At 77.1% G+C, this 22,496-nt stretch carries 18 protein-coding genes; 11 read left to right on the top strand and 7 right to left on the bottom strand.

Annotated elements, in window-relative coordinates:
• The first annotated feature begins 109 nt into the window (after positions 1 to 109).
• Positions 110 to 1,249: an AI-2E family transporter gene (locus ABT238_RS15800; RefSeq protein WP_350758663.1), complete on the top strand. Its 1,140-nt coding sequence runs from the start codon at positions 110 to 112 to the stop codon at positions 1,247 to 1,249.
• Here ABT238_RS15800 and ABT238_RS15795 read toward each other — a convergent pair.
• Positions 1,240 to 1,812, bottom strand: coding sequence for a hypothetical protein (locus ABT238_RS15795; protein ID WP_350566270.1), 573 nt, complete (start codon positions 1,810 to 1,812; stop codon positions 1,240 to 1,242). The genes ABT238_RS15800 and ABT238_RS15795 overlap by 10 nt on opposite strands.
• A 136-nt stretch (positions 1,813 to 1,948) precedes the next feature.
• Between ABT238_RS15795 and ABT238_RS15790 the strand changes: the two genes are divergently transcribed.
• Positions 1,949 to 2,821: a Vgb family protein gene (locus tag ABT238_RS15790; protein ID WP_350566272.1), complete on the top strand. Its 873-nt coding sequence runs from the start codon at positions 1,949 to 1,951 to the stop codon at positions 2,819 to 2,821.
• Positions 2,822 to 2,827: 6 nt separating this feature from the next.
• On the opposite strand, the gene ABT238_RS15785 is transcribed toward ABT238_RS15790, so the two are convergent.
• The gene (locus ABT238_RS15785; protein ID WP_350758652.1) at positions 2,828 to 3,577 is read right to left on the bottom strand and encodes an AraC family transcriptional regulator; all 750 of its coding nucleotides are present in this window, start codon (positions 3,575 to 3,577) and stop codon (positions 2,828 to 2,830) included.
• A 55-nt stretch (positions 3,578 to 3,632) separates the two neighbouring features.
• Between ABT238_RS15785 and ABT238_RS15780 the strand changes: the two genes are divergently transcribed.
• Positions 3,633 to 4,862, top strand: coding sequence for an MFS transporter (locus ABT238_RS15780; RefSeq protein WP_350566276.1), 1,230 nt, complete (start codon positions 3,633 to 3,635; stop codon positions 4,860 to 4,862).
• Between the two features lie 12 nt (positions 4,863 to 4,874).
• On the opposite strand, the gene ABT238_RS15775 is transcribed toward ABT238_RS15780, so the two are convergent.
• The 4 genes from ABT238_RS15775 to ABT238_RS15760 all read right to left on the bottom strand — a co-directional run bounded on the left by ABT238_RS15775 (position 4,875) and on the right by ABT238_RS15760 (position 12,669).
• Complete coding sequence (locus tag ABT238_RS15775) at positions 4,875 to 7,853, bottom strand: helix-turn-helix transcriptional regulator (RefSeq protein ID WP_350758644.1); 2,979 nt, start codon at positions 7,851 to 7,853, stop codon at positions 4,875 to 4,877.
• A gap of 268 nt (positions 7,854 to 8,121) precedes the next feature.
• On the bottom strand, positions 8,122 to 8,313 hold the full coding sequence (locus ABT238_RS15770) for a hypothetical protein (RefSeq protein ID WP_350566280.1): 192 nt from the start codon (positions 8,311 to 8,313) through the stop codon (positions 8,122 to 8,124).
• Between the two features lie 212 nt (positions 8,314 to 8,525).
• A complete protein-coding gene (locus ABT238_RS15765) occupies positions 8,526 to 11,459 on the bottom strand; it encodes a type 2 lanthipeptide synthetase LanM family protein (RefSeq protein WP_350758638.1) in 2,934 nt (977 codons plus the stop codon).
• Between the two features lie 565 nt (positions 11,460 to 12,024).
• Positions 12,025 to 12,669 carry a class I SAM-dependent methyltransferase gene (locus ABT238_RS15760; RefSeq protein ID WP_350571916.1) on the bottom strand — a complete coding sequence of 215 codons (645 nt, stop codon included), beginning with the start codon at positions 12,667 to 12,669 and terminating at the stop codon, positions 12,025 to 12,027.
• Between the two features lie 216 nt (positions 12,670 to 12,885).
• Here ABT238_RS15760 and ABT238_RS15755 point away from each other — a divergent pair, with 216 nt between their 5' ends.
• The 7 genes from ABT238_RS15755 (at position 12,886) to ABT238_RS15725 (ending at position 19,171) form a co-directional block, all read left to right on the top strand.
• Positions 12,886 to 13,698: a sigma 54 modulation/S30EA ribosomal C-terminal domain-containing protein gene (locus tag ABT238_RS15755; RefSeq protein WP_350758630.1), complete on the top strand. Its 813-nt coding sequence runs from the start codon at positions 12,886 to 12,888 to the stop codon at positions 13,696 to 13,698.
• An 80-nt stretch (positions 13,699 to 13,778) separates the two neighbouring features.
• Positions 13,779 to 14,237, top strand: coding sequence for a pyridoxamine 5'-phosphate oxidase family protein (locus tag ABT238_RS15750; protein WP_502884405.1), 459 nt, complete (start codon positions 13,779 to 13,781; stop codon positions 14,235 to 14,237).
• 373 nt (positions 14,238 to 14,610) lie between these two features.
• Positions 14,611 to 16,428 (top strand): aa3-type cytochrome oxidase subunit I, encoded by a 1,818-nt coding sequence (gene ctaD / locus ABT238_RS15745; RefSeq protein ID WP_502884401.1) that lies wholly within the window; start codon positions 14,611 to 14,613, stop codon positions 16,426 to 16,428.
• 119 nt (positions 16,429 to 16,547) lie between these two features.
• Positions 16,548 to 17,081, top strand: a complete 534-nt coding sequence (locus ABT238_RS15740; RefSeq protein ID WP_350571914.1) for a hypothetical protein — start codon at positions 16,548 to 16,550, stop codon at positions 17,079 to 17,081.
• Between the two features lie 104 nt (positions 17,082 to 17,185).
• Positions 17,186 to 17,626 carry a nuclear transport factor 2 family protein gene (locus ABT238_RS15735; protein ID WP_350571913.1) on the top strand — a complete coding sequence of 147 codons (441 nt, stop codon included), beginning with the start codon at positions 17,186 to 17,188 and terminating at the stop codon, positions 17,624 to 17,626.
• A gap of 144 nt (positions 17,627 to 17,770) precedes the next feature.
• Complete coding sequence (locus ABT238_RS15730) at positions 17,771 to 18,505, top strand: response regulator (protein ID WP_350571912.1); 735 nt, start codon at positions 17,771 to 17,773, stop codon at positions 18,503 to 18,505.
• 243 nt (positions 18,506 to 18,748) lie between these two features.
• On the top strand, positions 18,749 to 19,171 hold the full coding sequence (locus tag ABT238_RS15725; protein ID WP_350571911.1) for a pyridoxamine 5'-phosphate oxidase family protein: 423 nt from the start codon (positions 18,749 to 18,751) through the stop codon (positions 19,169 to 19,171).
• 76 nt (positions 19,172 to 19,247) lie between these two features.
• On the opposite strand, the gene ABT238_RS15720 is transcribed toward ABT238_RS15725, so the two are convergent.
• Positions 19,248 to 20,945, bottom strand: coding sequence for a sensor histidine kinase (locus tag ABT238_RS15720; protein WP_502884404.1), 1,698 nt, complete (start codon positions 20,943 to 20,945; stop codon positions 19,248 to 19,250).
• Positions 20,946 to 21,532: 587 nt separating this feature from the next.
• Between ABT238_RS15720 and ABT238_RS15715 the strand changes: the two genes are divergently transcribed.
• Positions 21,533 to 22,417, top strand: coding sequence for a universal stress protein (locus ABT238_RS15715; RefSeq protein ID WP_350571909.1), 885 nt, complete (start codon positions 21,533 to 21,535; stop codon positions 22,415 to 22,417).
• Positions 22,418 to 22,496: the final 79 nt, after the last annotated feature.

Raw genomic sequence — 22,496 nt, 5'->3', positions numbered from 1 at the left:
CCGCGACCGCCGGGGCGGGCGTGTCCGAAGGCGGAACAAATCAGGCATATGATCGGATCATCTGCTGAGATGGGGCAGACCTGGACCGATCGACCGGATGGAGGAACGGATGCCGGGGGAGACTCCGCCCGAACACCGACCCGCCGACCACCGACGCCCCTACCTCATGCTGCCGGCCCCGGTCAGGGCCGCCGCCGCCTGGTCGGCGGCGCTGGTGCTGCTCATCACCGTCGCCTCGCTCGTCGTCTTCGCCCTGGTCGAACTGCGGGCCGCGACCGTGCCGGTGATCCTGGCGCTGCTCGGCACCTCCCTGCTCTACCCCGTGATGCCGTGGATGGTCCGACGCGGTGTCAGCCGTTCGGTCGCCGCCGGACTCACCTGCGCCGTGCTGGTGGCCGCCGTCAGCACGGTCATCGCCCTGCTGGTCAACTCGCTGGTGCACAGCGCCCCGCAGATCGCCTCCGCCCTCCAGGAGTCCGGCGACCGGCTCGCCGAATGGCTCGGCCCCTTCGGCGAGAAGCTGCGGCACGTGCTGGACAACGCCCAGGGCGAGACCAACACGCTCGTCACGACGCTCACCGACAGCGTGCTCTCCGGGCTCGGCCTCGCCACCCAGATCGCCACCGGCGGCGTGCTCGCGCTCGCGCTCGTCTTCTTCTTCCTCCGTGACGGCCACCGCACCGGCGAGTTCGTCCACTCCTACCTGCCCCGCCGCACCGCCGACACGGTGGTGGCCTGCGGCGAACGGGCCTTCGACGCGATGGCCGGCTTCATGCGCGGCACCACCCTGATCGCCCTCATCGACGCCTTCTTCATCACCGTCGGACTGCTGATCCTCGGCGTCCCCGGCGCGCCCGGCCTCGGCGCGCTGGTCTTCATGGGCGCCTACATCCCGTTCGTCGGAGCCTTCCTCTCCGGCACCGTCGCCGTGCTGGTCGCCCTCGCCGACGGCGGTCTGGGCACGGCGCTCTGGGCGCTCGGCGTGGTGGTCGCGGTCCAGGTCATCGAGGGCAACATCCTCCAGCCGCTGATCCAGAGCCGGACGGTGGAGCTCCACCCGGCCACCATCATGGTCGCCGTGGTGGCCGGCTCCGGGATCGCCGGCATCATCGGTGCCCTGCTGGCCGTGCCGGTCTGCGCCGCCGGGCTCGGCGTCGTCTCCGTCCTGCGCGGCGACCCCGGGCGGCGGCGCCGCGCGGACCGGAACGGCGACGGGGCCCCCGCCCTCGCGGACGCGGCTCAGGAGTAGGCGAGCGGGCGACCGCGCCGCAGCGTGTACTCGGCGGCGCGCAGGAAGAGCGCGGCGTAGAAGGCCACGTCCAGGTCCTCCGTCCACCGGCCCGGCGAGCCGACCGCGGCGGCGCTCGCGTGCCGGTCGAACCAGAGGCCGATCTCCAGGTTGTCGCAGTGCTCGGGTATCCCGGGCGGCAGCGCGAGCAGCTCCGCCACGCGCCGGGCGGCGGCCAGCGTCCGGCGCGCGTCGCCGACCGCCGTCACGTCGTTGTACGCGCACGCCACCGGCAGCACCAGCGGCGCGTCCAGCTCGACGGGCAGCAGCACGTCCCAGCCGAGCAGCGCCTCCACCGTCCCGTCGGCCAGTTCCCCGCAGAACTCCGAGAAACCGGAGATCGGGCGGTACAGCTTCTCCTCGAAGTGCGACCCCGACCCCGCCTGGAACCCCGTCACGGGCGGGCAGACGAACGGCGGCAGGCCGCGCCCGGCCAGCGCCGCGTCGATCTCCCGCCCGACCGCCCCGAAGACCTCGTCGTCGAGCCACTCGTCGGCCTCGACACTCACCAGATAGACACCCATGCCGGGGACGTTAGACGACGCCACCGACAAGGCGCCGGCCCCGAAAGCCACTTGCCCGCGTGGGCCGGGTGGGGGAGAGTTCCGCTGGTGCCGCCGGTGATCACCGGCGGGGCCGGGGAGAGGGGCGGGACGGAAGATGACGGTGGAACGGATCGTGGTGTCGGACGCGGCGGCCGGGCCGTACGGGATCACCGTCGGGCCGGACGGCGCCCTCTGGTTCACCCTGGTGCACGCCGGGGAGGTCGGACGGCTGGCGGCCGACGGGACCGTCACCCGGTACGGGCTGGACGCGCCCGGCAGCGGGCCCTCGGTGATCACGGCCGGCCCCGACGGCGCGCTCTGGTTCACCCGGATGCGCGACCACCGGATCGGCCGGATCACCGTGGACGGCGAGGTGCGTTCCCACGCCCTGCCGGACGGGTCCGGGCCGTACGGGATCGCGGCGGGCCCCGACGGCGCGCTCTGGTTCACCGAGCTGAACGCCGACCGGATCGGGCGGATCACCGTGGACGGCGAGGTGACGGAGCATCCGCTGCCGGTCGCCGGCGCCTTCCCGTCGATGATCACGGCCGGGCCGGACGGCGCGCTCTGGTTCACCCTCAACCAGGCCCCGGCGATCGGGCGGATCACCGTGGACGGCGAGATCACCCTGCACCCGCTGCCCGGCGAGGGCGCCGCACCGGTCGGCATCGCCCGGGGCGGCGACGCGCTCTGGTTCGCCGACCTCGGCGGCGGCCGGATCGGTCGGATCACCGTGGACGGCGAGGTGACGGAGCATCCGCTGCCCGACCCGGCCGCCCGTCCGCACGCGATCGCCGCCGGGCCCGACGGCCGGGTCTGGTTCACCGAGTGGGCGGCCGGCCGGATCGGCTCCCTCACCCCCGACGGCGGCTACGCCGGCCACCCGCTGCCGGTCGCGGGCGCCGAGCCGCACGGCATCGCCGTCGCCCCGGACGGCACCGTGCACGCGGCGCTGGAGATCGGCGAGATCGCGCGGCTGCTGCCGTAGGCCCCGTCACCGGCGGTGGTGGGCGGCCGGGGTGTGGCCGAAGGTGCGGCGGAAGACGTCGATGAACGCGCTGGCCGAGGCCCAGCCGCAGCGGTGCGCCACCGCGGTGACCGGCACCTCCTCGGCCAGCAGCCGCAGCGCGTGGTGCAGGCGCAGCTGGGTGCGCCACTGCGGGAAGGTCATGCCCAGCTCCTCGCGGCACAGCCGGCTCAGCGTGCGCTCTCCGGCCCCGGCCGCCCGGCCGAGTTCGCCGAGGGTGCGGGCGTCGGCCGGGTCGGCGTCGAGCAGGGCGGCGAGCGCCGCCAGGCGGGGGTCGCGCGGCACCGGCAGGTGCAGCGGCTGCTCGGGGGCGCGGCGCAACTGGTCCAGCAGGACGGCCAGCATCCGCCGCCCCTCCGGCGTGCCCGCGGTGCCCGGGCCGCTGTAGGCGATCAGCAGTTCGCGCAGCAGCGGGCCCACCGCCAGCACCGCCGGGCGGGTCAGCCCCAGCGGGTTGTGCCCCAGCGGCAGGCCGACGGTGTGCAGCACGGTGGGCCCGTAGGCGCGGTGGCGGTGGCCGGTACCGGCGGGGATCCACAGCGCCCGGGTCGCCGGGGCGACCCAGGTGCCGGCGGCGGTGGTGACCGCCAGCACGCCGCGGCCCGCGTAGACGATCTGGTGGGCCTCGTGGCGGTGCTCGGCGACGGTGGCACCGGCGGGCAGCGGCCGGGTGACCGTCAGATCGGCCGATGGACGGGGTTGGCGGGAATGCGGCATCGCCTGGCACTTTATCGGAAGCCCGCCACCCGCCGGCGGGCCGAGGATCGCTTCCGTGACCACTCTCCGATCCCGCCCCCCGTCCGGCGCCGCCCCGATCGCGGTGCTGGCGGCCGGCCACGCCGCCGTCGACCTCTACCAGGGCGTGGTGCCCGCCCTGGTCCCCTTCCTCGTCGCCGGGCGCGGCCTCGACTACGGCTCCGCCGCCGGGGTCGTGCTGGCCGCGACCCTGCTCTCCTCGATCGTGCAGCCGCTGTTCGGCGCGCTCACCGACCGCCGGGCGATGCCCTGGCTGATCCCGGCCGCCACCGCCGCCACCGGGATCGGGGTCGGCCTGGCCGGGCTGTTCGGCCCGTACGCGCTGCTCTGCGCGGCGGTCGCGCTCTCCGGCGCCGGGGTCGCCGCCTACCACCCGGAGTCGGCGCGGCTGGCGCGCGCGGCGAGCGGCGACAGCCACACCCGGATGGGCTGGTTCGCGCTCGGCGGCAACATCGGCTTCGCGCTCGCCCCGCTGCTGGTCGGCCCGGTGCTGGCGGCCGGCGGGCTGGGCGCGACGCCCTGGCTGGCGGTGCCGGCGCTCGCCGCGGCCCTGCTCACCGCCCCGGTGGTCCGCGCGCTGGCCGCCCGCGCCGCGGCCGGGCCCGCCGCCGCGGGCGCGGGCGCCGGGCGGCGCGACGACCGGTCCGCCTTCCTGCGGCTCTCGGCGGTGATCGGCTGCCGCTCGGTGGTCTTCGTCGGCCTCAGCTCCTTCGTGGCCCTCTACGCCCAGCAGCGTCTCGGCCGCGAGGACTCCGCGGTGGGGACGGCGGCGCTGTTCACGCTGTTCGCGGGCGGCGCCGTCGGCACGGTGCTCGGCGGCTGGTGCGCCGCGCGCTGGGGCCGGGTGCGGACGGTGCGGCTGTCGTACGCGGCGGCCGTGCCGGCCGTCGCCGGACTGCTGCTGGTGCCAGGCCCGGTCGCCCTGTACGGCTTCGCCGCGCTGATCTCGCTGGCCCTGTACGTGCCGTTCTCGCTCCAGGTGACGCTCGGTCAGGACTACCTGCCGAGCCGGATCGGCACCGCCAGCGGGGTGACCCTCGGTCTCGCCGTCAGCGTCGGCGGCCTCGCCGGTCCGGCGGTCGGCCTGCTCGCCGACCACGCCGGGCTGCGGGTCGCGCTCGCGCCGCTGGCCGCGCTGTGCGCGCTGGCCTGGGCCCTCGCCCGGCGCCTGCCCGAGCCGGCCGGCCTCGACGCCCCGCCGGGCCCGGTCGCGGCGGCGCCGGCGGGGAGCGCCGCCCGGCCCTGACGGACCGCGCGTTCAGGGCGTGGCGGCGCGGAGTTCGGCGGCCAGGGCGCAGAGCGCGGCGCGGTCGCGCCGGCCGGTCTTGGTGATCAGGTTGGCCAGGTGCTTCTCCACCGTGCGCGGGGAGATGGAGAGCTTGCGGGCCAGCTCCTGGTTGCCCGGGCGGTCCGCGAGCAGCACCAGCACCTCGTACTCGCGGACCGTCACCCCGCAGGTGCGCAGGTCCGCCGGGACGGCGTCGCGCCCGCCGCGGTGCTGGGCGACGCTCGCCCCCGCCCGCCGCAGCAGGGTGCGGCAGGCGGCGGCCACCGGCTGCACCTCCAGCTGGTGGAAGTACTCCTCGGCGGTGCGCAGCCAGGCCACCGGCTCGCCCCAGCCGTCGGCGAGTGCGGTCTCGGCGGCGAGCCGCAGTGCCAGGTGGTGCGCGAGCGGGAAGGCCGCGGCGCCCGGCCGGGCCTCGGCCAGTGCCCGGACGGCCTCCTCGGAACGGCCCTCGCGGCCCAGCACCACCGCGTCCGCGAAGCGCAGGAACTGGCGGTTCCAGGCCAGTTCGGCGGCGGGCGCGGCGGCGGCCCGGTCCAGTTCGGCCCGGCCCCAGCGGCCCTCGACCACCTCCAGCAGCGGGTGCAGCCCGTGCCGGCCGGCCAGGTAGAACACGCTGGGGTGCTCCTCCTCCCAGGCCAGCGTGGCGTCCAGCTCGGCCCGGGCCGCCGCGCGGTCCTCGCCGAGCAGCGCGCCGACCGCCCGGCAGAGCCCGAAGCGCAGCGGCGTCAGGAAGGACTCCTCGCCGCCGGCCTGCCGGAACCGGGCCAGCTCGCGCTCCATCTCCCGGGTGCGGCCGAGGTGGGCGGCCAGGGTGGCGGAGGAGAGCAGCAGATAGCGGTGGGCGGCGAGGTTGTGCAGCCGGGCGGTGGCGTCCAGGCAGCGGTCGACGGTGGCGCGCGCGGTGCGCCACTCGCCGCGCAGTACCGCGTTCATCGCGAGCAGGCCGTCGAGGGTCTGGGTCAGCACGATCGCGCCGAGCCCGGCGGCGGCCTCCCGGGCACGTTCCAGGCGGGTGCCGTCGCCGGTGCGCATGAAGGCGTTGGCGCCCAGCCGCAGCATCGCCTCGACCCGCCAGACCGGCAGGGCGTTGGCCTCGGCGACGGCCAGCATCCGCTCCAGGCAGGCGTCGGCGGCGTCGAAGCCGCGTTCGCGGGCGAGCAGGGCGAGCAGCTGCCAGGCCTGGCAGGCGACCACCGGCAGCCCGGCGCGCTCGGCCACCTCGGCGGCGCGCCGGGCCCGGCGTTCGGCCTCGGCGAGGCGGCCGGCGGCGCTGGGCACGGCGGCGTCCTCGGGCGTGACGGGCGGCGCGTGGTCCGGCAGCAGCGCGAGGTGGCCCTCGACGACGGCCAGCGCCGCGTCCTGCTCGGGCCGCGGCCGGCCGGCCGTCAGCGCGCGCACGGCGGCCACCTGGGCGGCCGCGTCCGCGCCGCGTTCGGCCATCACCGCCGCCCAGGCGAGCCTGGTGTGCAGTTCGATCCGGCGCTCGGCGGCCGGGGCGGCGCCGGTGGGCGGCGCGGGCGGGACCGGCGGCAGGGTGCGGACCAGTTCGAAGGCCCGGTCCAGCTGGCCGGACTCGGCCAGCGCGGGCAGCAGCCGCTCGGTGATGCCGGCCCGTCCGGCGTCCCCGGCGAGTTCGTACGCGCGCTCCAGCAGGACCACCGCGGACCCGGCCGCGCCCGCCTCCAGCACCCGCCGGCCGGCCTCCGCGAAGTGCACCGCGGCGCCCGCCCGGTCGCCCCCGGCCAGCAGCAGTGAGGCGACCAACTGGCGGCGTTCCTCGGCGAGTTCGGGATCGGCGCGGAGGATCGCGCGGGCCGCCCGGCGGGCCAGTGCGGCGCGCTCGGCGGGGGCCAGGGCGGCCGTCACCGCGTCGGCGGTCAGCGCGTGCCGGAAGGCGTAGCGGTCCGGGGCGGCGCCGTCCGGCACGATCACATTGGCCTCGGAGGCCGAGCGCAGGTGGCTGAACAGGGTGCGGTCGTCGTAACCGGTGATCAGCTGCACGGTGGTCACCGAGAAGCGGCTGCCCAGGGTGGCCGCGGTCAGCAGGAGGTCCCGCACCTGCGGGTCGAGCTGGTCGATGCGCCGGCCCCAGCTGCGCACGATGGTGCTGGGCACCCCGGGGCGCGACCCGTCGGCGAGCGCCCAGCGGCCGTCCTCGGCCCGGCGCAGCGCGCCCGAGTCCAGCAGGTCGGCGAGCAGTTCCTCGACCAGGTACGGGCAGCCGTCGCCGCGGCGGGTGAGGTGCTCCACCAGCGCGGCCGGCAGGTCGCCGGCCTCGCCCTCCAGGATCGCGGCGGCCAGCGCGGCCACCTCGGCGGGCGGCAGCGGCCGCAGCTCGGTGACGGCGGCGGCGCGGCGGCGCTCGGCGGCGCGCACCAGGTCCAGGGCGGGGCCCGGTTCGGAGCGCAGCGTGGCGAGCAGCAGCACCGGCAGGCCGGCCAGGTTGTCGACCAGGTACTCCAGGACGGCGACGGTCTCCGCGTCGGTGTCGTGCAGGTCCTCCAGCAGCAGGACGCAGCCCTGCTCGCGGCCGAGCACCGCCAGCAGCCGCAGCAGCGCCTCGGCCAGCTCGACCACCGTCTCCGGGTAGGCGCCGGCCGCCGCCGCGGTGTCCCGCCACTCGGGGACCAGCCGTGCCAGCGCCGGGCGGTAGGGCGCGAGTTCGGGGTCGGTGGGCGGTCCGGCGGCCCGGAACCGCGAGGAGAGCGCCTCGATCAGCGGGCGGAAGGGCGTGACCGTGCCGGTCGAGCTGCCCCGCCCGCGCAGCACCGGCAGGCCGAGGCCGTACGCCTGGTAGGCGCACTCGCCGGCCAGCCGGGACTTGCCGATGCCGGCCTCGCCGAGCAGGAAGACCGCCCCGCCGCCCTGCTGCCGGGCGGCGGCCAGGGCGCCGCCGAGCAGTGCGAGCTCGGCGGCGCGGCCGACGGTGATCGACGACGTGGTCCGCATGGCCGCAGGCTACTTGACGGGCAATCCGTTCTGAAGAGTGGTGAGTCGGTCACGAAGCAGGCACGGCGGCACCACCGGGTGGTTACCGTACGACCACATGCGGAGCGCGCCGGCCGCGCGGGCGCACCCGCGGTGCGGGCGGCGGGTCCGTCCGGTCGGTTCGGCCCGTCAGGTCCGACCGGTCCGCCGCCGAGGGGCTGCCCGTTCCTCGGCGGCGGAGCGGTCCGGCCGTTCAGGGCCGGGGGCGGTGCGGTGCGGCGGGCCGGTCTCAGAAGGGCGTGGTCATCGTCGGGAACTCGACGATCGGCGGGATGGCCCCGCCGGTACCGGCCAGCAGACGGGAGCGCAGGCCCAGGCCGCTGCCCGGGCGCAGGCGGATCTCGCCGGCCGGGTGCTCGGCCGTCTCGCCGGGGCGGGCGGCGGTGTGCGGCGGGGTGACCCGCTCGTCGTGGTCGTGCATGGTTCGGGACTCCGTTCGTGGTCGCGTGGTGGACGGTCCGTCAGGTGCGGGCGTCCGGTGGGGAGGACGCCCGCACGGTGGCGCCGGTTCGGTCGGGACGACGGGGGCGGGTGGTGCGGGCCGCGCATTCGTGCGTGGGGGCGCGAAGGGGCGTGCGTGGGGGCGCGGGGCGGGCGGAGCCGGCGCGGACGCGGCGGGCCCGCCCGGGGTGGTCAGCCGAGCGCGGCCGGACTGCGCGGGCGGGTGGCGCCGCGCGGGGCGGTCGGGGCGGCCGGCCGGGGGCGCGCCGCGGCCGGGGCCCACGGGCGCAGCAGCAGGGCGGGCGGCACCTGGTCGGGGAAGCCGAGGCGGAGCAGCCCGTGCCCGATCCCGGCCAGGCCGGTGAGCAGCCCGGGGTGGGGGACGTGGTCGGGGGTGCCCGAGCGCGGGCCGTCCTGGTCGACGGCGGCCAGCAGTGCCCCGGCCCGGCGGACCCACGGGGTACGGCCGGCGGCGGGTCCGTGCCGGCCGAGCAGTTCCAGCACGCCCGACTCGCCGTGACAGAGGCTGTGGTCGCCGAGCGGCGCGGCCCGCGCGGTGTTCCGTACGGCGCGCTGGGCCCAGTCGGCGAGCCGGCGGTCGGCGAGCGCGAGCGGGCTGTCCACCACGGCGAGCGCCACGCCGGGGCGCCCCCGGCACCAGGAGCCCTCGCGCGAGCGGACGGCGGTGGCGGCGTGCAGGGCGGCCAGCCCGGCCCGGTGGTGCGGGCCCTCGGCGGGCTCGCCGACGGCCTGGGCGTAGCGCAGCAGGGCCCAGCCGACGCCGGCCGAGCCGTGGGCGAAGCCGGTGGCGGCCGGGGCGGGGCGGGCGGCGAGCCGCTCGGCGCAGCGCGCGGCGGCGGCCAGTGCGGCGCCGGCGCTCACCGCGGCCGCGCCGCCGCCACCGGCGCCCGCCGCGTGCACGGCGAGCAGCGCGGCGAGCCCCCCGGCGGTACCGCTGTGCACGCCGGGGTCGTCCTCGCGCTCGGCGGCGGCCGCGGTGAGCGCCACCGCCGGGCCGCTCCACGCCGCGACCGGCGGATCGTCGAGCAGGCGGGCGAGTTCGGTGAGCGCGTAGGCGATGCCGCCGAGGCCGGCGAAGGCGCCGGAGCCGACGGCGGCCGGGTGGTCGGGGTGGGCGGCGAGCGAGTCGAACAGCCCGGGGAGCGGCGCGAGGGCCCGGCGGGCGACCTCGGCGTAGCGCCCGGTCCCGGTGAGCGCGGCGAGCTGGGCGAGGAACAGCGCCGTGCCGGTGTAGCCGCCGGCCAGGTCCGCGCCGAGCGGCCGCACCCGCCAGTAGCGGTCGGCGAGCAGTTCGAGACCGAGCCAGTTGGTGCGGGAGCGGTCCTGGTAGGCGGCCGCGACCAGTTGGTCGCCGAGGCCCCGGGCGGCGGCCAGCAGCCGTTCGGGCTCGGGAGCGGTGGCCCAGACGTTCTCGGGCACCGGGCGCCCGGGCCGGTGGGCGGGGGTGCCGGCGGCGCCCGCCATGGCCGCCCGGACGATCCACTCCTGGTCCTTGCGGTCGACGGCGCCGAGCGCGGCGAGCTTGGCCTCGACCCGGGCCAGCCCCGCCTCGGCCAGTTCGCCGGCCAGCCGGCGGCCGTCGGAGGTCCACAGGTCGCGCGCGCCGGGCCGGGCGGTGAACAGCGGGACGTCGCCGCTCCACAGGTCGGCGATCTCGTGCTCGGCCAGCCCGGGGTGGCCCGGGTCGTCGACCGCGTCGGTGCGCAGCAGCTCCAGCACGGCCTGCCGGGCGCCCGCCTCGCGCAGCACGTCCGGGTGGGTCGACTCGTCGAGCAGCCGGGCGTAGACCCGGGTGGCCCGCGGCACCACCCGCACCTCGGCGTTCGCGAAGCAGCGCAGCAGGCCGCGCGGGCCGGTGAGTTCGTCCCGGCCCTCGACGAGCGCGGTGTACCCGGCGCGGAAGCCGGCGACCAGCGACTCGGTGTGCTCGGCCGGTTCGACGGGCGCGCCGTCCAGCCGGGGCCGGTTGTGCGCCTCGCCGAACGGGCGGGGGCGGCGCACCAGGCGCATCTCGTCGGTGCCGGCGGCCGTCCAGTCCACGCCGTCGACGGGGGACGGCCGCCGCCCGGTGGAGCCCCCGCCGATGCCGGAGACGTCCACGGCGCCGTCGTCGCCGATCAGCAGTTGCGGCAGCAGGCCGACCCGGTGCACGGACTCGGCGAGCGCGCGGGCCGCCGGGTCCCCGGCGCTAGCGGGCCGGGCGTCCGGGCCGCCCGCCGGCGGGTGGAACAGCGTCTCGACGTCCACCAGCACCGGCTGGTCCCCGCAGGCGACCAGGTTCTCGAAGTGCAGGTCGGTGCCGTCCAGGACGTGCAGCAGGGCGAGCAGCGCCCCCTGCCGCCGGTAGAAGCGCTCGACGTCGAAGTGGGTCAGGCAGGGGCGGGCCTCGGCGTACTCGGTCCAGCCGTGGGTGCCCCGGTCGAGCAGGCCCAGCGCGCGCAGCCGGGGCACCCCGGGCCGTCCGCCGTACCAGCCGAGCAGCGTGTTGAAGTGCCGGTGCGCGGCGGGCGGGCGGGGCCGGTGGACGACGGCGGTGCCGTTGGCGAAGTGCAGCACGGCGACCGCCCGGCCGCGCCGGTGGCGGTCGCCCGCGCCGGCGGTGACGGCGACCAGCGACCCCGGGTCGCGGCCGCGCAGCAGCCCGGCGACCAGCAGGGGCCGGTCGGCGGCGAACCGGTCGAGCAGCTCGGCGTGGGCGTCTGCGGCGTCCAGACAGGCCCGGGCCAGCAGCCGGGCCAGCACGGGGTAGTCGCGCAGCAGCGCCGCCAGGCCCTCGCGGCGGGCGGTGAGCGCGAGGAACGAGCGGAACCGCTCCTGCGGGGTGCCGCCGGCCAGCCGCCCGGTGGCGCGGGCCGTGTGCAGCTCCAGGACGAGGGTGCGCGCGGCGATCCGGGCCAGCCGCTCGGTCAGCCGTGCGGTGAACTCGGCGCGCAGCGCGGTCAGGTCGATCCGGCCCAGCTGGTCGGCGGCGCGCACGGCCGGGGTGAGCGCCGTCAGCAGCCGCACCTGCGCGCGGTCGGCGAAGGGCTGCAGCACGAGCGCGAAGCCGCTCAGGCCCGGGTAGGCGGCGCGCGGCACCATCGGGCGCACCGGCGCGGCCGCCACGGCGGCCTCGGTGAAGGCGGCCCAGTCCGGGCGGGCGGCCGGCAGCGGCCGGCCCGGCGTCAGGCCCCGCTCCCACCACGGGGGGCCGCCGGCACGGGGGGACCGGAGACGGCCGGGGTGGGAGCGGGGGGTCTGGGCGGGGGAGGGGAGGGGCCGGGGCGGCTCCGGCGGCCCGGACGGTCCGGGCCGCGCGGATCCCGTGGGCGGTGCGGGTGGTGCGGGTGGTGGTACCGGGAAGTCGCCGGGCATCGGAGTGTGCGGGAACGGTGTGGCCGGGGGGACCGCCGCTGCGACCGGGCCCTGATCCGGTCCGGCGCCCCCGTCGAGGCGCGTGCTGCGCACGGCGTCCACCTCAGCCACCACCGCACCTCCGATGCCGGGAGAGGGCCGCGCTGCCGTCGAAGGCGCTGCCCTCACCGCTGATCCTGTCGCCGCGGCGGCCGCCGGGGCATGGGGGACGGGCCCCCATCTTTGTGACGCCGGCCCGCACGATCCGCCGCGCCCCCGCCCTTCGGCGGGGGCGGTCTCCTCTGCGCGGACCACTTGTGCGGACCACCCGTGCCGACTACCGCCGGGCGAGGAGCAGTTGGGTGGCCACCGCGGGCCGGCCGTTCATGGTGGACACCGCGGGCTCGCGCTCGTCGAGCGGCTCGAACCCGGCGAACAGCTCCCGCAGCCGCTCCCGGGTGTGGTGGCGGCAGACCGCGCCGTCGCTCGTCGCGAAGACGCCGAAGGTGCCGAAGCGCTCCTCGGAGTGCCGGTAGCGTTCCTGGTTGCGCGCGTCCGGCTGGAGCAGGTAGTCGCTGACCAGGAGCAGGCCGCCGGGGCGCAGCACCCGGTGCAGTTCGGTGACCAGGGCGTGCTGCGCCGCGTCGTCCGGCACGCAGGTGAGTACGGCGAACAGGAAGGCCGCGTCGAAGCCGCCGTCCGGGAACCCGGTGCGCGGCGGGTCGGTGAGGACCGTGAAGCGGGCGGCGGGCTGTTCGGCGCGGGCCCGGGCGACCGGCTCGGGCGCCACGTCCACGCCCGCGATGTCGGTGAAGCCGAGCGCGGCCAGCTCGCCGGCGAGCCGGCCGTAGCCGCACCCGTAGTCCAGCAGGGCGGCGTCCCGGGCGAGGCGCGCCGTCCAGGCGGGGTGCAGGGGATGGCCGAAGATCTTGGTGGTTCCTGTGGAGTTCCAGTACGCGGACTGGTCTTCAGGGGCCGTCATGGGCCGATGATGCCACGGCCCGACGGCCGCGCCGGGCCCGGGGTGCCGGGGTGCGACGGGTACGACCGGGCCGGTGGGCGCGGGCCGATGGGGCCGTTCGGCCCTTGTGGGCGGGGTGCCGGGGAGGGATCGTGATCGCCGCGCCGCAGTACGGGGCCGCCGGGAGCGGGTCGGCGCGGCAGGACCAGAGTGTGGCGGAACGGGAAGAGGCCTGAGGTGGGCGAGTTGGTCACGGTGCGGGTGTGCGAGGGGATTTCGCGGGGCTTCGCGGCCGACGCGAGAGCCCGGATCGCCGCCGTGGTGGGCGGGGCGGACGCCCTGGTGGAATCCCTGCGGGTGCGGGTCGCGACGCTCGGCGCGGCGGCCTCCCCGGGCGGCGCGGACCGGGCGGGTGTGCTGACCCAGGTCAACGCCGAGGTGGACGGCCGGCGGATCCGCGTCCAGGAGGCCGCCGCCGACCTCGGCGAGGCGCTGGACCGGCTCACCGAGGGCCTGCGCGTGCGGATGGCCGCCGTCACCTCGGGCTGGACGCCCCGGCCGTGGCCGCGCCGCATCCGCACCCGCGCGCTGCTGACCACCGTCGCGCCCGGGACGCCGGACGGGCCGCCGGCCGCCGTCGCGCGCGCCGGACTCCCGGACCCCGCCGGGCCGCCGCGCATCGTCCGGCGCAAGCGGGCCCAGCTGGTGTGGTGCTCGCCGGACGCCGCCGCCCGGACCATGGACGCGATGGACTACGACATCCACCTGTTCACCGACCCGGCCACCGAGACCGACGCGGTGGTCTACCGGGTCGGCCCGACCGGCTACCGGCTGGCCCGCACGGTGGCCGCCGGACCGCCGACCCGCCCGGCCGTCCCGCTGACCCTCAGCCCCTGCGGGGCACCGGAGCTGACGGAGGACCAGGCCGCCGCGCGGCTGGCCGCCGCCGAACTGCCCTACCTGTTCTTCGCCCAGCCCGGCTCCGGACGCGGCCGGGTGCTCTACCGGCGCTTCGACGGCGGCCTCGGACTGATCGCGGCCGCCTCGTGAGCGACGACTCCGTGCGCCGCCGGCTGCGCGAGCGGCGCCGCGCGGCCGGCCGGCAGCCGCAGAACCGCCGCACCGCGACGGTGGGACGCCCCCGCACGCCCCTGGAGGCGCCGCCGCGCGAACTGGTGCCGCTCGAACGGGCCGAGGCGCTGAGGCTGCTGGGCGGCGCGCCGTTCGGCCGGATCGTGTTCACGGTGCGGGCGCTGCCCGCGATCCGCCCGGTGAACCACCTCCTGGTCGACGACACCATCGTGATCCGCACGCACGACGGCGCCGCCCTGACCGCGGCCGCCCAGGGTCGCGAGGACACCGGCGTGGTGGTCGCCTACGAGGCGGACGCGATCGACCCGGTGACCCGGCTCGGCTGGAGCGTGGTGGTCACCGGCTTCGCCCGCCCGGTCACCGACCCCGCCCGACTGGCCCGCTACCGCGCCCTGTTGAGCCCCTGGGTGAACGCCTCGATGGACCACACGGTGGCCATCCAGCCCGACCTGGTGGCCGGCTACCGGCTCGTCGCCGGCACGGGCGCCGCCTCCTGACCCCGGGCCCGCGATCGATCCGCCCCCGACGCGGGCCCCGACCGGGGGTCCCGGGAACCGCGCGCGCCCCCTCCGGACGGGCGGCCGCGGCACACCGGGACCCCGGCGCGGAGGAACGGCTCCGCGCCCCGCCGGCGCGGCCTGGAGAACGACAACTCTCCAGGCCGCGCCGGTTTTTCGTGATTCCCCCGGCCGGGGCCGGAGCCCGGCCGGCCGGTCCCGCGGGCGGGGCGGACAGTGGTCCCTCCCCGGGGCCCGGATCCGAGGCCCACCGGCCCCGGCCCGCTGGGTCCAACGGCCCTAGGGCGCACGGATGGTGCGTTCCGATCATGGATCGCCATCCATCCGCAGAAGTTTTCGAAGGAGTGCGTCCTTGAGCGCCATCGAGGCACAGGGCGACAGCGCGCTGCCGCCGTCCGCCGCCCGACCGGGAGCGGCACGGGTCAAACGACCCGGCTCCTCCCTGGTCCGGCTGCTGACGACCACAGACCACAAGACGATCGGCACCATGTACCTGGTGTCGTCGTTCGGGTTCTTCCTGATCGGCGGCATCCTCGCCCTGGTCATGCGCGCCGAACTCGCCCGGCCGGGGACGCAGATCCTCTCCAACGAGCAGTTCAACCAGGCGTTCACCATGCACGGCTCGGTGATGCTGCTGCTGTTCGCGATGCCGCTGTTCACCGGCTTCGCCAACTGGATCATGCCGCTGCAGATCGGCGCCCCCGACGTCGCCTTCCCCCGCCTGAACATGCTGGCCTACTGGCTGTTCATGTTCGGCTCGCTGATCGCGGCCGCCGGCTTCGCGACCCCGCAGGGCGCCGCCGACTTCGGCTGGTTCCTCTACGCGCCGCTGTCCGACGCGATCCACTCGCCCGGCGTCGGCGCCGACATGTGGATCATGGGCGTGACGCTGTCCGGCTTCGGCTCCATCCTGGGCGCGGTCAACTTCATCACCACGATCATCTGCATGCGCGCCCCGGGCCTGACCATGTTCCGGATGTCCATCTTCTGCTGGAACGTGCTGCTCACCTCGGTCCTGGTGCTGCTGGTCTTCCCGGTGCTGGCCGCCGCGCTGCTGGCCCTGGAGTGCGACCGCAAGTTCGGCTCGCACGTGTTCGACCCGTCCTCCGGCGGGGCCATGCTCTGGCAACACCTGTTCTGGTTCTTCGGCCATCCCGAGGTGTACATCCTGGCGCTGCCCTTCTTCGGCATCGTCTCGGAGGTCATCCCGGTCTTCAGCCGCAAGCCGATGTTCGGCTACTCCGGCCTGATCGCCGCGACCGTCGCCATCGCCGGCCTCTCGGTCACGGTGTGGGCGCACCACATGTACGTCACCGGACAAGTGCTGCTGCCGTTCTTCTCGTTCATGACCTTCCTGATCGCGGTGCCCACCGGCGTGAAGTTCTTCAACTGGGTCGGCACCATGTGGAAGGGCTCACTGAGCTTCGAGACACCGATGCTGTGGACGGTCGGCTTCCTGGTCACCTTCCTGTTCGGCGGCCTGACCGGCGTGCTGCTCGCGGCCCCGCCGATCGACTTCCACGTCTCCGACTCCTACTTCGTCGTCGCGCACTTCCACTACACGCTGTTCGGCACCGTGGTCTACGCGATGTTCGCCGGCTTCCACTTCTGGTGGCCCAAGATGACCGGCAAGATGCTCGACGAGCGGCTCGGCCGGATCTGCTTCTGGACGCTGACCATCGGCTTCCACACCACCTTCCTGGTCCAGCACTGGCTCGGCGCCGAGGGCATGCCCCGCCGCTACGCCGACTACCTGGCCGCCGACGGCTTCACCACGCTCAACACGGTGTCCACCATCGGCTCCTTCCTGCTGGGCCTGTCGCTCCTGCCGTTCCTCTACAACGTCTGGAAGACCGCCAAGTACGGCGAGCGGGTCACCAGCGACGACCCGTGGGGCTGGGGCCGCTCCCTGGAGTGGGCCACCTCCTGCCCGCCGCCGCGCCACAACTTCACCACCCTGCCGCGGATCCGCTCCGAATCCCCGGCCTTCGACCTGCACCACCCGGAGATCGCCGCCCGCGACCACCTGGACCACCACGGCGAGCGCGCCAAGCACCTGGTCGGGGTGATCCCCGCCGCGTACGACGAGCCCGCGCCGCGCCGCGCCCGGGCACTCGGCGCCGCCGCCTCCGACGGCCGGGCTCCCGGCCGCCCGGACGGCGACGGCTGACGGCCGACGGCCGCTGACGGCCCGACCCCCAGAACGCCGCTCCCGCCCGCGCGTCGCCCCCGGGCGGGCGGGAGCGGCTCCCCCTCCGAACCGCCCGAGGCTTGAGGAGAGCCGTCACCATGTCCCACATCGTCCTGGCCATCGGCACCGCCGCGATCACCGCGTCCGGCTGCGTCTGGTACCTGCCCGCCATCGCCGACCTCCAGGCCGGCGCGGACCGCCCCCGATCGGCCCGCACCGCCGCGGCCGCCTGCGTGACCTGGTGGGCCTGTCTGGCCATGGCCGGCGGCCTGCTGCTGGCCGTCCCCGCCTGGCAGCCCGCCGCCGAGATCGCCCTCGCCGGCCTGGTCGCCGGCGTCCTGATGCGCGTCCGCGCCCACCTCCAGAGCCGCATCGAACAGCGCGAGGAGGCCGTGCGCTGGGCCCTGATCGACCCGAACCCGGCGCCCGCCCCGGTGCGCCCCTCGCCGCGCGCCCTGCTCGGCTGGCTGCTGGTCGGCCTGGCGATCGCCTCGCTCGGCGCCGTCTCCATCCTGCTCTCCGGCGGCGGCCCGCTCGCGCCCCGCCTGGCCGCCGCGGCGGGCAGCGCGGTCGCGGTCTCCACCGCCTTCCTGCTCATCGGACTCGGCAACGCCCGCCGGGCCCGCGCCTGACGAAACGTCACCGTTCTTCCGCCGAACCCTTGCTGAGCCGTGGCAGGTCCGGATATCAATCAGGCGACCGGGGCGAGGACCCGGCCCGTCGAGAGGAGCGTCCGATGACCGCCACCCCCGCGCCGAGCGAAGTGCTCCGGCAGTTCGTCGAACTCATGGGCAAGGGCCCCGACCCGGCGGTGGCCGACCTGGTCACCACCGACTCCGTCTTCGAACTGCCCTACCTGCTGCCCGGCGTCCCCCCGCAGCAGCCCGGCCGGGAGGCCTTCGTCGAGCACCTGCGGCGCGGCGCGGCCATGCAGCGCTTCGACGCCGTGGACCACGTCTCCGTGCACGGCACCACCGACCCCGAGCTGGCCGTCGCCGAGTACCGGCTGCACGGCGAGGTCCTGGCCACCGGCAAGCGCTTCACCCTCGACATGGTGGTGTTCGCCCGGGTGCGCGGCGGGCTGATCACCTGGTCGCGCACCTACTCCAACCCGCTCGACAGCGCCGTCGCCTTCGGTGCGGTGGAGCGGGTGCTCGGCGCGCTCAAGGACCGGTAGCGTCGAGGACCCGTAGCCCCGGGGACCGGCGGCGCCGGGGACCGCAATGGGGCCGTTGGACCCTGGGCGGGGCCCGGGTGGTACGGCATGATGCGATGGACCCGGCGTGTGGTGTGCCGGGCACGGAGAGGGTGGAGCCACGACATGGCGAGCGAGACGGCCGGGAACGGGACGCCGGCACCGGTGAGGGTGTTCCTGCTGGACGACCACGAGGTGGTGCGCCGCGGCGTGCACGACCTGCTGGACGGCGAGCCCGACCTGGAGGTGGTCGGCGAGGCCGGCACCGCCGAGCAGGCGCTGGTCCGCATCCCCGCGCTGCGCCCGGACGTCGCCGTCCTGGACGTGCGCCTCGGCGACGGCGACGGCGTGGCCGTCTGCCGCGAGCTGCGCTCCCGGATGCCCGACCTCGCCTGCCTGATGCTCACCTCCTTCGACGACGAGGAGGCGCTGCTCGACGCCGTGATGGCGGGCGCCGCGGGCTACGTGCTCAAGCAGATCAGCGGCACCGACCTGGTCGCCGCCGTGCGCACCGTCGCCTCCGGCCGCTCGATGCTCGACCCCGGCGCCGCGACCCGGCTGCTCAACCGGCTGCGCAGCGAGGCCGAGCCCGCGCAGCCGTCCGGCGGCGGCCCGGAGCTGACCGCGCGCGAGCAGGAGGTGCTCGCCCTGATCGGCGAGGGGCTGACCAACCGGCAGATCGGCGAGCGGCTCTTCCTCGCCGAGAAGACGGTCAAGAACCACGTCTCGCGGCTGCTCGCCAAGCTCGGCGTCGAGCGGCGGGTGCAGGCGGCGCTGATCGCCACCGAGCTGCGCCAGTCGGCCGCCGCCGACCGGTCGGCCCACCACCCGCGCGTCCTCGGTCACGGCCCGCGCGGCTGACGCCGTCGCCCCCGACCCGGCCCCGGTCGCCCGCCCGCCTGAGGTGACCGGGGCCGCTCGCTGCCCGGGGGGCGCCCGCTGCCCGGGGGCGGGCGGGCCCGAGGGGTTCCCGGGCCCCGGGTACGCGCACCGGCCCCGCGTGGGTGTGCCGGCCCCAGGGCCTTTCGCCGTAGGCCGGGTGGGACCCTCGGCGGGACCATCGGCCCTCGCCCCGTCCGGGCGCGGCGGGCGACGATCGCTGGTATGAACGCCGATCCTGAAGCCGCGTCCGTGCAGGTCGAGCCCCGGGTCCGGCCGCAGCCCCGCCAGGCGCGCGAACTCGACGAGACCCGGGCGCTGGAGCTGCTGGCCCGCACCGGGGTGGGCCGCGTGGTCTACACCGTCGGCGCGCTGCCCGCCGTCCTCCCGGTCCGCTTCCGGCTGGACGCGCTCGGCGGCGTGCTGCTCTCCACCACGGCCGGTTCCGAACTGGCGCGCGCCGTGGAGGGCGCGGTGATCGCCTTCGAGGCCGACGAGGTGGACGGCACGGACGGTACCGGCTGGTGCGTCACCGTCCTCGGCCGCGCCGAGGTCCGCCCGCCGTCCCCGGACGCCGGCGCCCGCGCGGAGATCCGCATCGCCCCGGAACTGGTCGTCGGCCGGCACCTGACGCCCGACGCGGCCTGAGGCCCGTCCCGGCCCGGGGCCCGTTCTGGCCGGGCCCGGCGCCCCGAGGGGGCCCGAGGCCCGGTCCGCGCCGCTGTCAGACGCCCAGCGGGGCCTGCCAGACCAGCCGGGTGCCGCCGCCGTCGGCCGGGAGCAGCTCGAAGGTGCCGCCCGCCCGGTCGGCGCGCTCGGCGAGGTTGCGCAGCCCGCTGCGGCGCCCGCCGGCCGGGACGCCCACGCCGTCGTCGGTCACCGTGAGCGTCACCGTCCCGCCGGCCGCGCGCAGCGCCACCTCGACGCGGCTCGCCCGGGCGTGCCGGGCGGCGTTGCTGAGCGCCTCGCCGAGCACGGCCATCAGGTGCTCGGCCAGCTCCTGCGGCACGTCGGTGTCCAGCAGGCCCTCCATGCTGAGCCGCGGCGCGAACCCGAGGGTGGCCTGCGCCTCGCCGACGGCGCGGGTGGCGCGGGCGCGCAGCCCCCGGTCCGGCTCGTTGTGGGCGCGCAGGCCGAAGATCGTCGAGCGGATGATCTTGATGGTCTCGTCCAGGTCCGCGACCGCCCGGCTCACCCGGTCGGCCGCGCTCTGGCTCTCGATCAGCCGGCCCGCGCTCTGCAGCGTCATACCGGTCGCGAAGAGCCGCTGGATCGCCAGGTCGTGCAGGTCCCGGGCGATCCGGTCGCGGTCCTCCAGGAGGGTCAGCTGCTCGGCGTCCCGACGCCGTTCGGCCAGCTCCAGGGCGAGCGCGGCCTGGTCGGCGAAGCCCAGCAGCGGGCCCGTCTCCTCGGCCGTGAACGGCGGGTGCCCGCTCTCGCGGGCCAGCAGCAGCACACCGCGCCCGAAGCCCTCGCCGGTGCCCAGCGGCACCGCCACGGCCGGCCCCAGCCCGGTGAACCGCCCGGGCGGCCCGGCCGGGAAGCGCCCGTCGTGCTCCAGCTCGTCGCTGGTGGCCGGCGAGCCCGAGGCGTACGCGGCGCCGGACAGCGTGCCGTCCACCGGCACCGTCACCCCGAGCCGGGCCTCCGCCCGGCCGCCCAGGGCCACCTCCACGGTCAGCTCGGCGGCCCGCTCGCCCGGCTCGGCCAGCGCCACCGAGACGTCGGCCAGCTCGGCGCCCGCGATCTCCCGGGCCCGGCGCGCGATCAGCTCCACGACCTCCAGCCGGGGCGCGCCCGACAGCAGGCTGCGGGTGATCTCCGCGCTCGCCCGCAGCCAGCGCTGCTGGCGCTGCGCCTCCTCGTACAGCCGGGCGTTGTCGATCGCGACCCCGGCGGCCACCGCCAGCGTCGAGATCACCGCCTCGTCGTCCGCGTCGAAGTCCAGGCCGCCGCGCTTGTCGGTCAGGTAGAGGTTGCCGAACACCTCGCCGCGCACCCGCACCGGCACCCCGAGGAAGGTGTGCATCGGCGGGTGGTTCGACGGGAAGCCCACCGAGGCCGGGTGCTCGGAGAGCACCGGGCAGCGCAGCGGCTGCGGGTCGCGGATCAGCTCGCCGAGGATGCCGCGGCCGGTCGGCGGCGGGCCGATCGCGTCGATCTCCTCCTGGGTGAGCCCGACCGTCAGGAACTGCGACAGCGAGTAGCCGTCCGCGCCGATCACGCCGAGCGCCGCGTAGCGGGCGTCGACCAGGTCGGCGGCGGCCTCGACGATGCGGTGCAGCGCCTGGGAGAGGTCCAGCTCGCGGCCGACCGCGAGCACCGCCTCCAGCAGGCTGTGCACCCGGTCACGGGTGCCGCGCGCCGCGTCGATCCGCCACTGGAGCTCCTCCAGCAGCTCGTCCAGGCGCAGCTGCGGGATCCGCGGGCCGGCGGCGGGCGTCGTCGCGGTCCGCGCCGGTACCGCCTGCGCCGCGGCGGCCTGTGCCGTGACCGCCTGTGCCGCGACGGCGGGGGCCGTACCGGGGGTGGCCGGTCCGACGTGGGCGGGGCAGTCGGGCGGCGGGGCGCCGTCCGCCCGTCCGCGCTGGTCTCCGCCGGTGCCCGTCCGCGTGTCCTCCGCGCCGCCCACCGGCGTCCTCCTCGTGGTTCCGTGCTGCTGGTCCGGGTCCGTATCCGGTCGGCCGACCGGTCGGATTGTCGGATTCACGTTAGTGCCGCAGGCATGTGCGCGGAACGCCGGGGTCGGTCATGCACGCGCCGGACCGGTGCGGACGGCGGCCCGCGCGCCGCGCGCGCCCGCCCGCACGCCGGGCGCGCGGCGCGCCCGGGCGCCCGACGGGCCTTTGGACCCTGGCCCAAGGGCCCTGCGGCCTCTGGCCGCCCGCCCCGCGCGGGACCAGGGTGGTCACAGGGGACGGACGGTGCGTCAGCGCACCCGGCCGGCCCCGACCGGCAGCCACCCCGAGGTCCGCCCACCCGGCGGGTCCGCAGCGGAAGGAACCTCCCATGACGCCCGCAGTCCTGGCCGGAGTCGACGGATCGCCCGAGAGCACTGCCGCCGCCCACTGGGCCGCCGAGGAGGCCCTGCGACGCGGCGCCCCGCTGCGGCTGCTGCACGCCTGGCCGTGGCTCACCGACGGCCGCGCCGCCTTCGCCGACCCCGAGGAGCTGCCGGTGGCCGCCCAGCGGATGCTGGCCACGGCGGCCGAGGACGTCCAGGCCCGCTACCCCGCGCTGAGCGTCGGGACCGACGTGGTGCTGGACGCCGCCGTGGACGGCCTGGTGGCCGCCGCCGAGGACGCCCAGTTGCTGGTCCTCGGTTCGCGCGGGCTGGGCGGCTTCAAGGGGCTGCTGGTCGGCTCGGTGAGCATCGCGGTGGCCGGGCGCGCCTCCGTGCCCGTGGTGGTCGTCCGGCCGACGGAGCCCGAGGCGGCGACCGCCGCCGAGCCGGCCGGGGAGCCCGGGGCCGCCGAGGTGGTGGTCGGTGTGGAGGCCACCGCGCCCGACGACGCGGTGCTCGACTTCGCCTTCCGCGAGGCCGCGCTGCGCGGCGCCCGGATCCGCGCCGTGCACGGCTGGGACCTGCCGCCCGCCTTCGCGGTGGTCGGCTTCCTGCCGAACGGCACCGAGATGGCCCAGCTCCAGGCGGCGGAGGAGAAGTCCCTGGCCGCCGCGCTCGCCGCGCACCGCGAGCGCCACCCCGACATCGAGGTCGTCGAGCAGGCACGCCTCGGCGCCGCCCGCACCCTCGTCGAGGACTCCGTCGGCGCCGCCCTGGTCGTGGTCGGCCGCCGGCGCCGCCCCCACGACCTCGGTCCCCGGCTGGGCCGCGTCGCGCACGCCGTGCTGCACCACGCCCAGGCACCGGTGGCGGTCGTTCCGCACGACTGAGCCGCCCGCCGTACCGTCGGCCGTCGCCCGGGCGGGACACGCCCCCGCATCCGGGCCGTTGGACCCTGTCGCCGGTGCC

Source organism: Kitasatospora sp. NPDC001527 (genome assembly GCF_040298605.1).
In the GTDB taxonomy this organism is placed as follows: Bacteria; Actinomycetota; Actinomycetes; order Streptomycetales; family Streptomycetaceae; genus Kitasatospora.
This window is presented reverse-complemented; position numbering and strand designations above follow the sequence as displayed.

Coding starts and splice junctions, on each gene's coding strand:
- ABT238_RS15800 (WP_350758663.1), top strand. CDS start 110: ATGCCGGGGGAGACTCCGCCCGAACACCGACCCGCCGACCACCGACGC.
- ABT238_RS15795 (WP_350566270.1), bottom strand. CDS start 1,812: ATGGGTGTCTATCTGGTGAGTGTCGAGGCCGACGAGTGGCTCGACGAC.
- ABT238_RS15790 (WP_350566272.1), top strand. CDS start 1,949: ATGACGGTGGAACGGATCGTGGTGTCGGACGCGGCGGCCGGGCCGTAC.
- ABT238_RS15785 (WP_350758652.1), bottom strand. CDS start 3,577: ATGCCGCATTCCCGCCAACCCCGTCCATCGGCCGATCTGACGGTCACC.
- ABT238_RS15775 (WP_350758644.1), bottom strand. CDS start 7,853: ATGCGGACCACGTCGTCGATCACCGTCGGCCGCGCCGCCGAGCTCGCA.
- ABT238_RS15770 (WP_350566280.1), bottom strand. CDS start 8,313: ATGCACGACCACGACGAGCGGGTCACCCCGCCGCACACCGCCGCCCGC.
- ABT238_RS15760 (WP_350571916.1), bottom strand. CDS start 12,669: ATGACGGCCCCTGAAGACCAGTCCGCGTACTGGAACTCCACAGGAACC.
- ABT238_RS15740 (WP_350571914.1), top strand. CDS start 16,548: ATGTCCCACATCGTCCTGGCCATCGGCACCGCCGCGATCACCGCGTCC.
- ABT238_RS15735 (WP_350571913.1), top strand. CDS start 17,186: ATGACCGCCACCCCCGCGCCGAGCGAAGTGCTCCGGCAGTTCGTCGAA.
- ABT238_RS15730 (WP_350571912.1), top strand. CDS start 17,771: ATGGCGAGCGAGACGGCCGGGAACGGGACGCCGGCACCGGTGAGGGTG.
- ABT238_RS15725 (WP_350571911.1), top strand. CDS start 18,749: ATGAACGCCGATCCTGAAGCCGCGTCCGTGCAGGTCGAGCCCCGGGTC.
- ABT238_RS15715 (WP_350571909.1), top strand. CDS start 21,533: ATGACGCCCGCAGTCCTGGCCGGAGTCGACGGATCGCCCGAGAGCACT.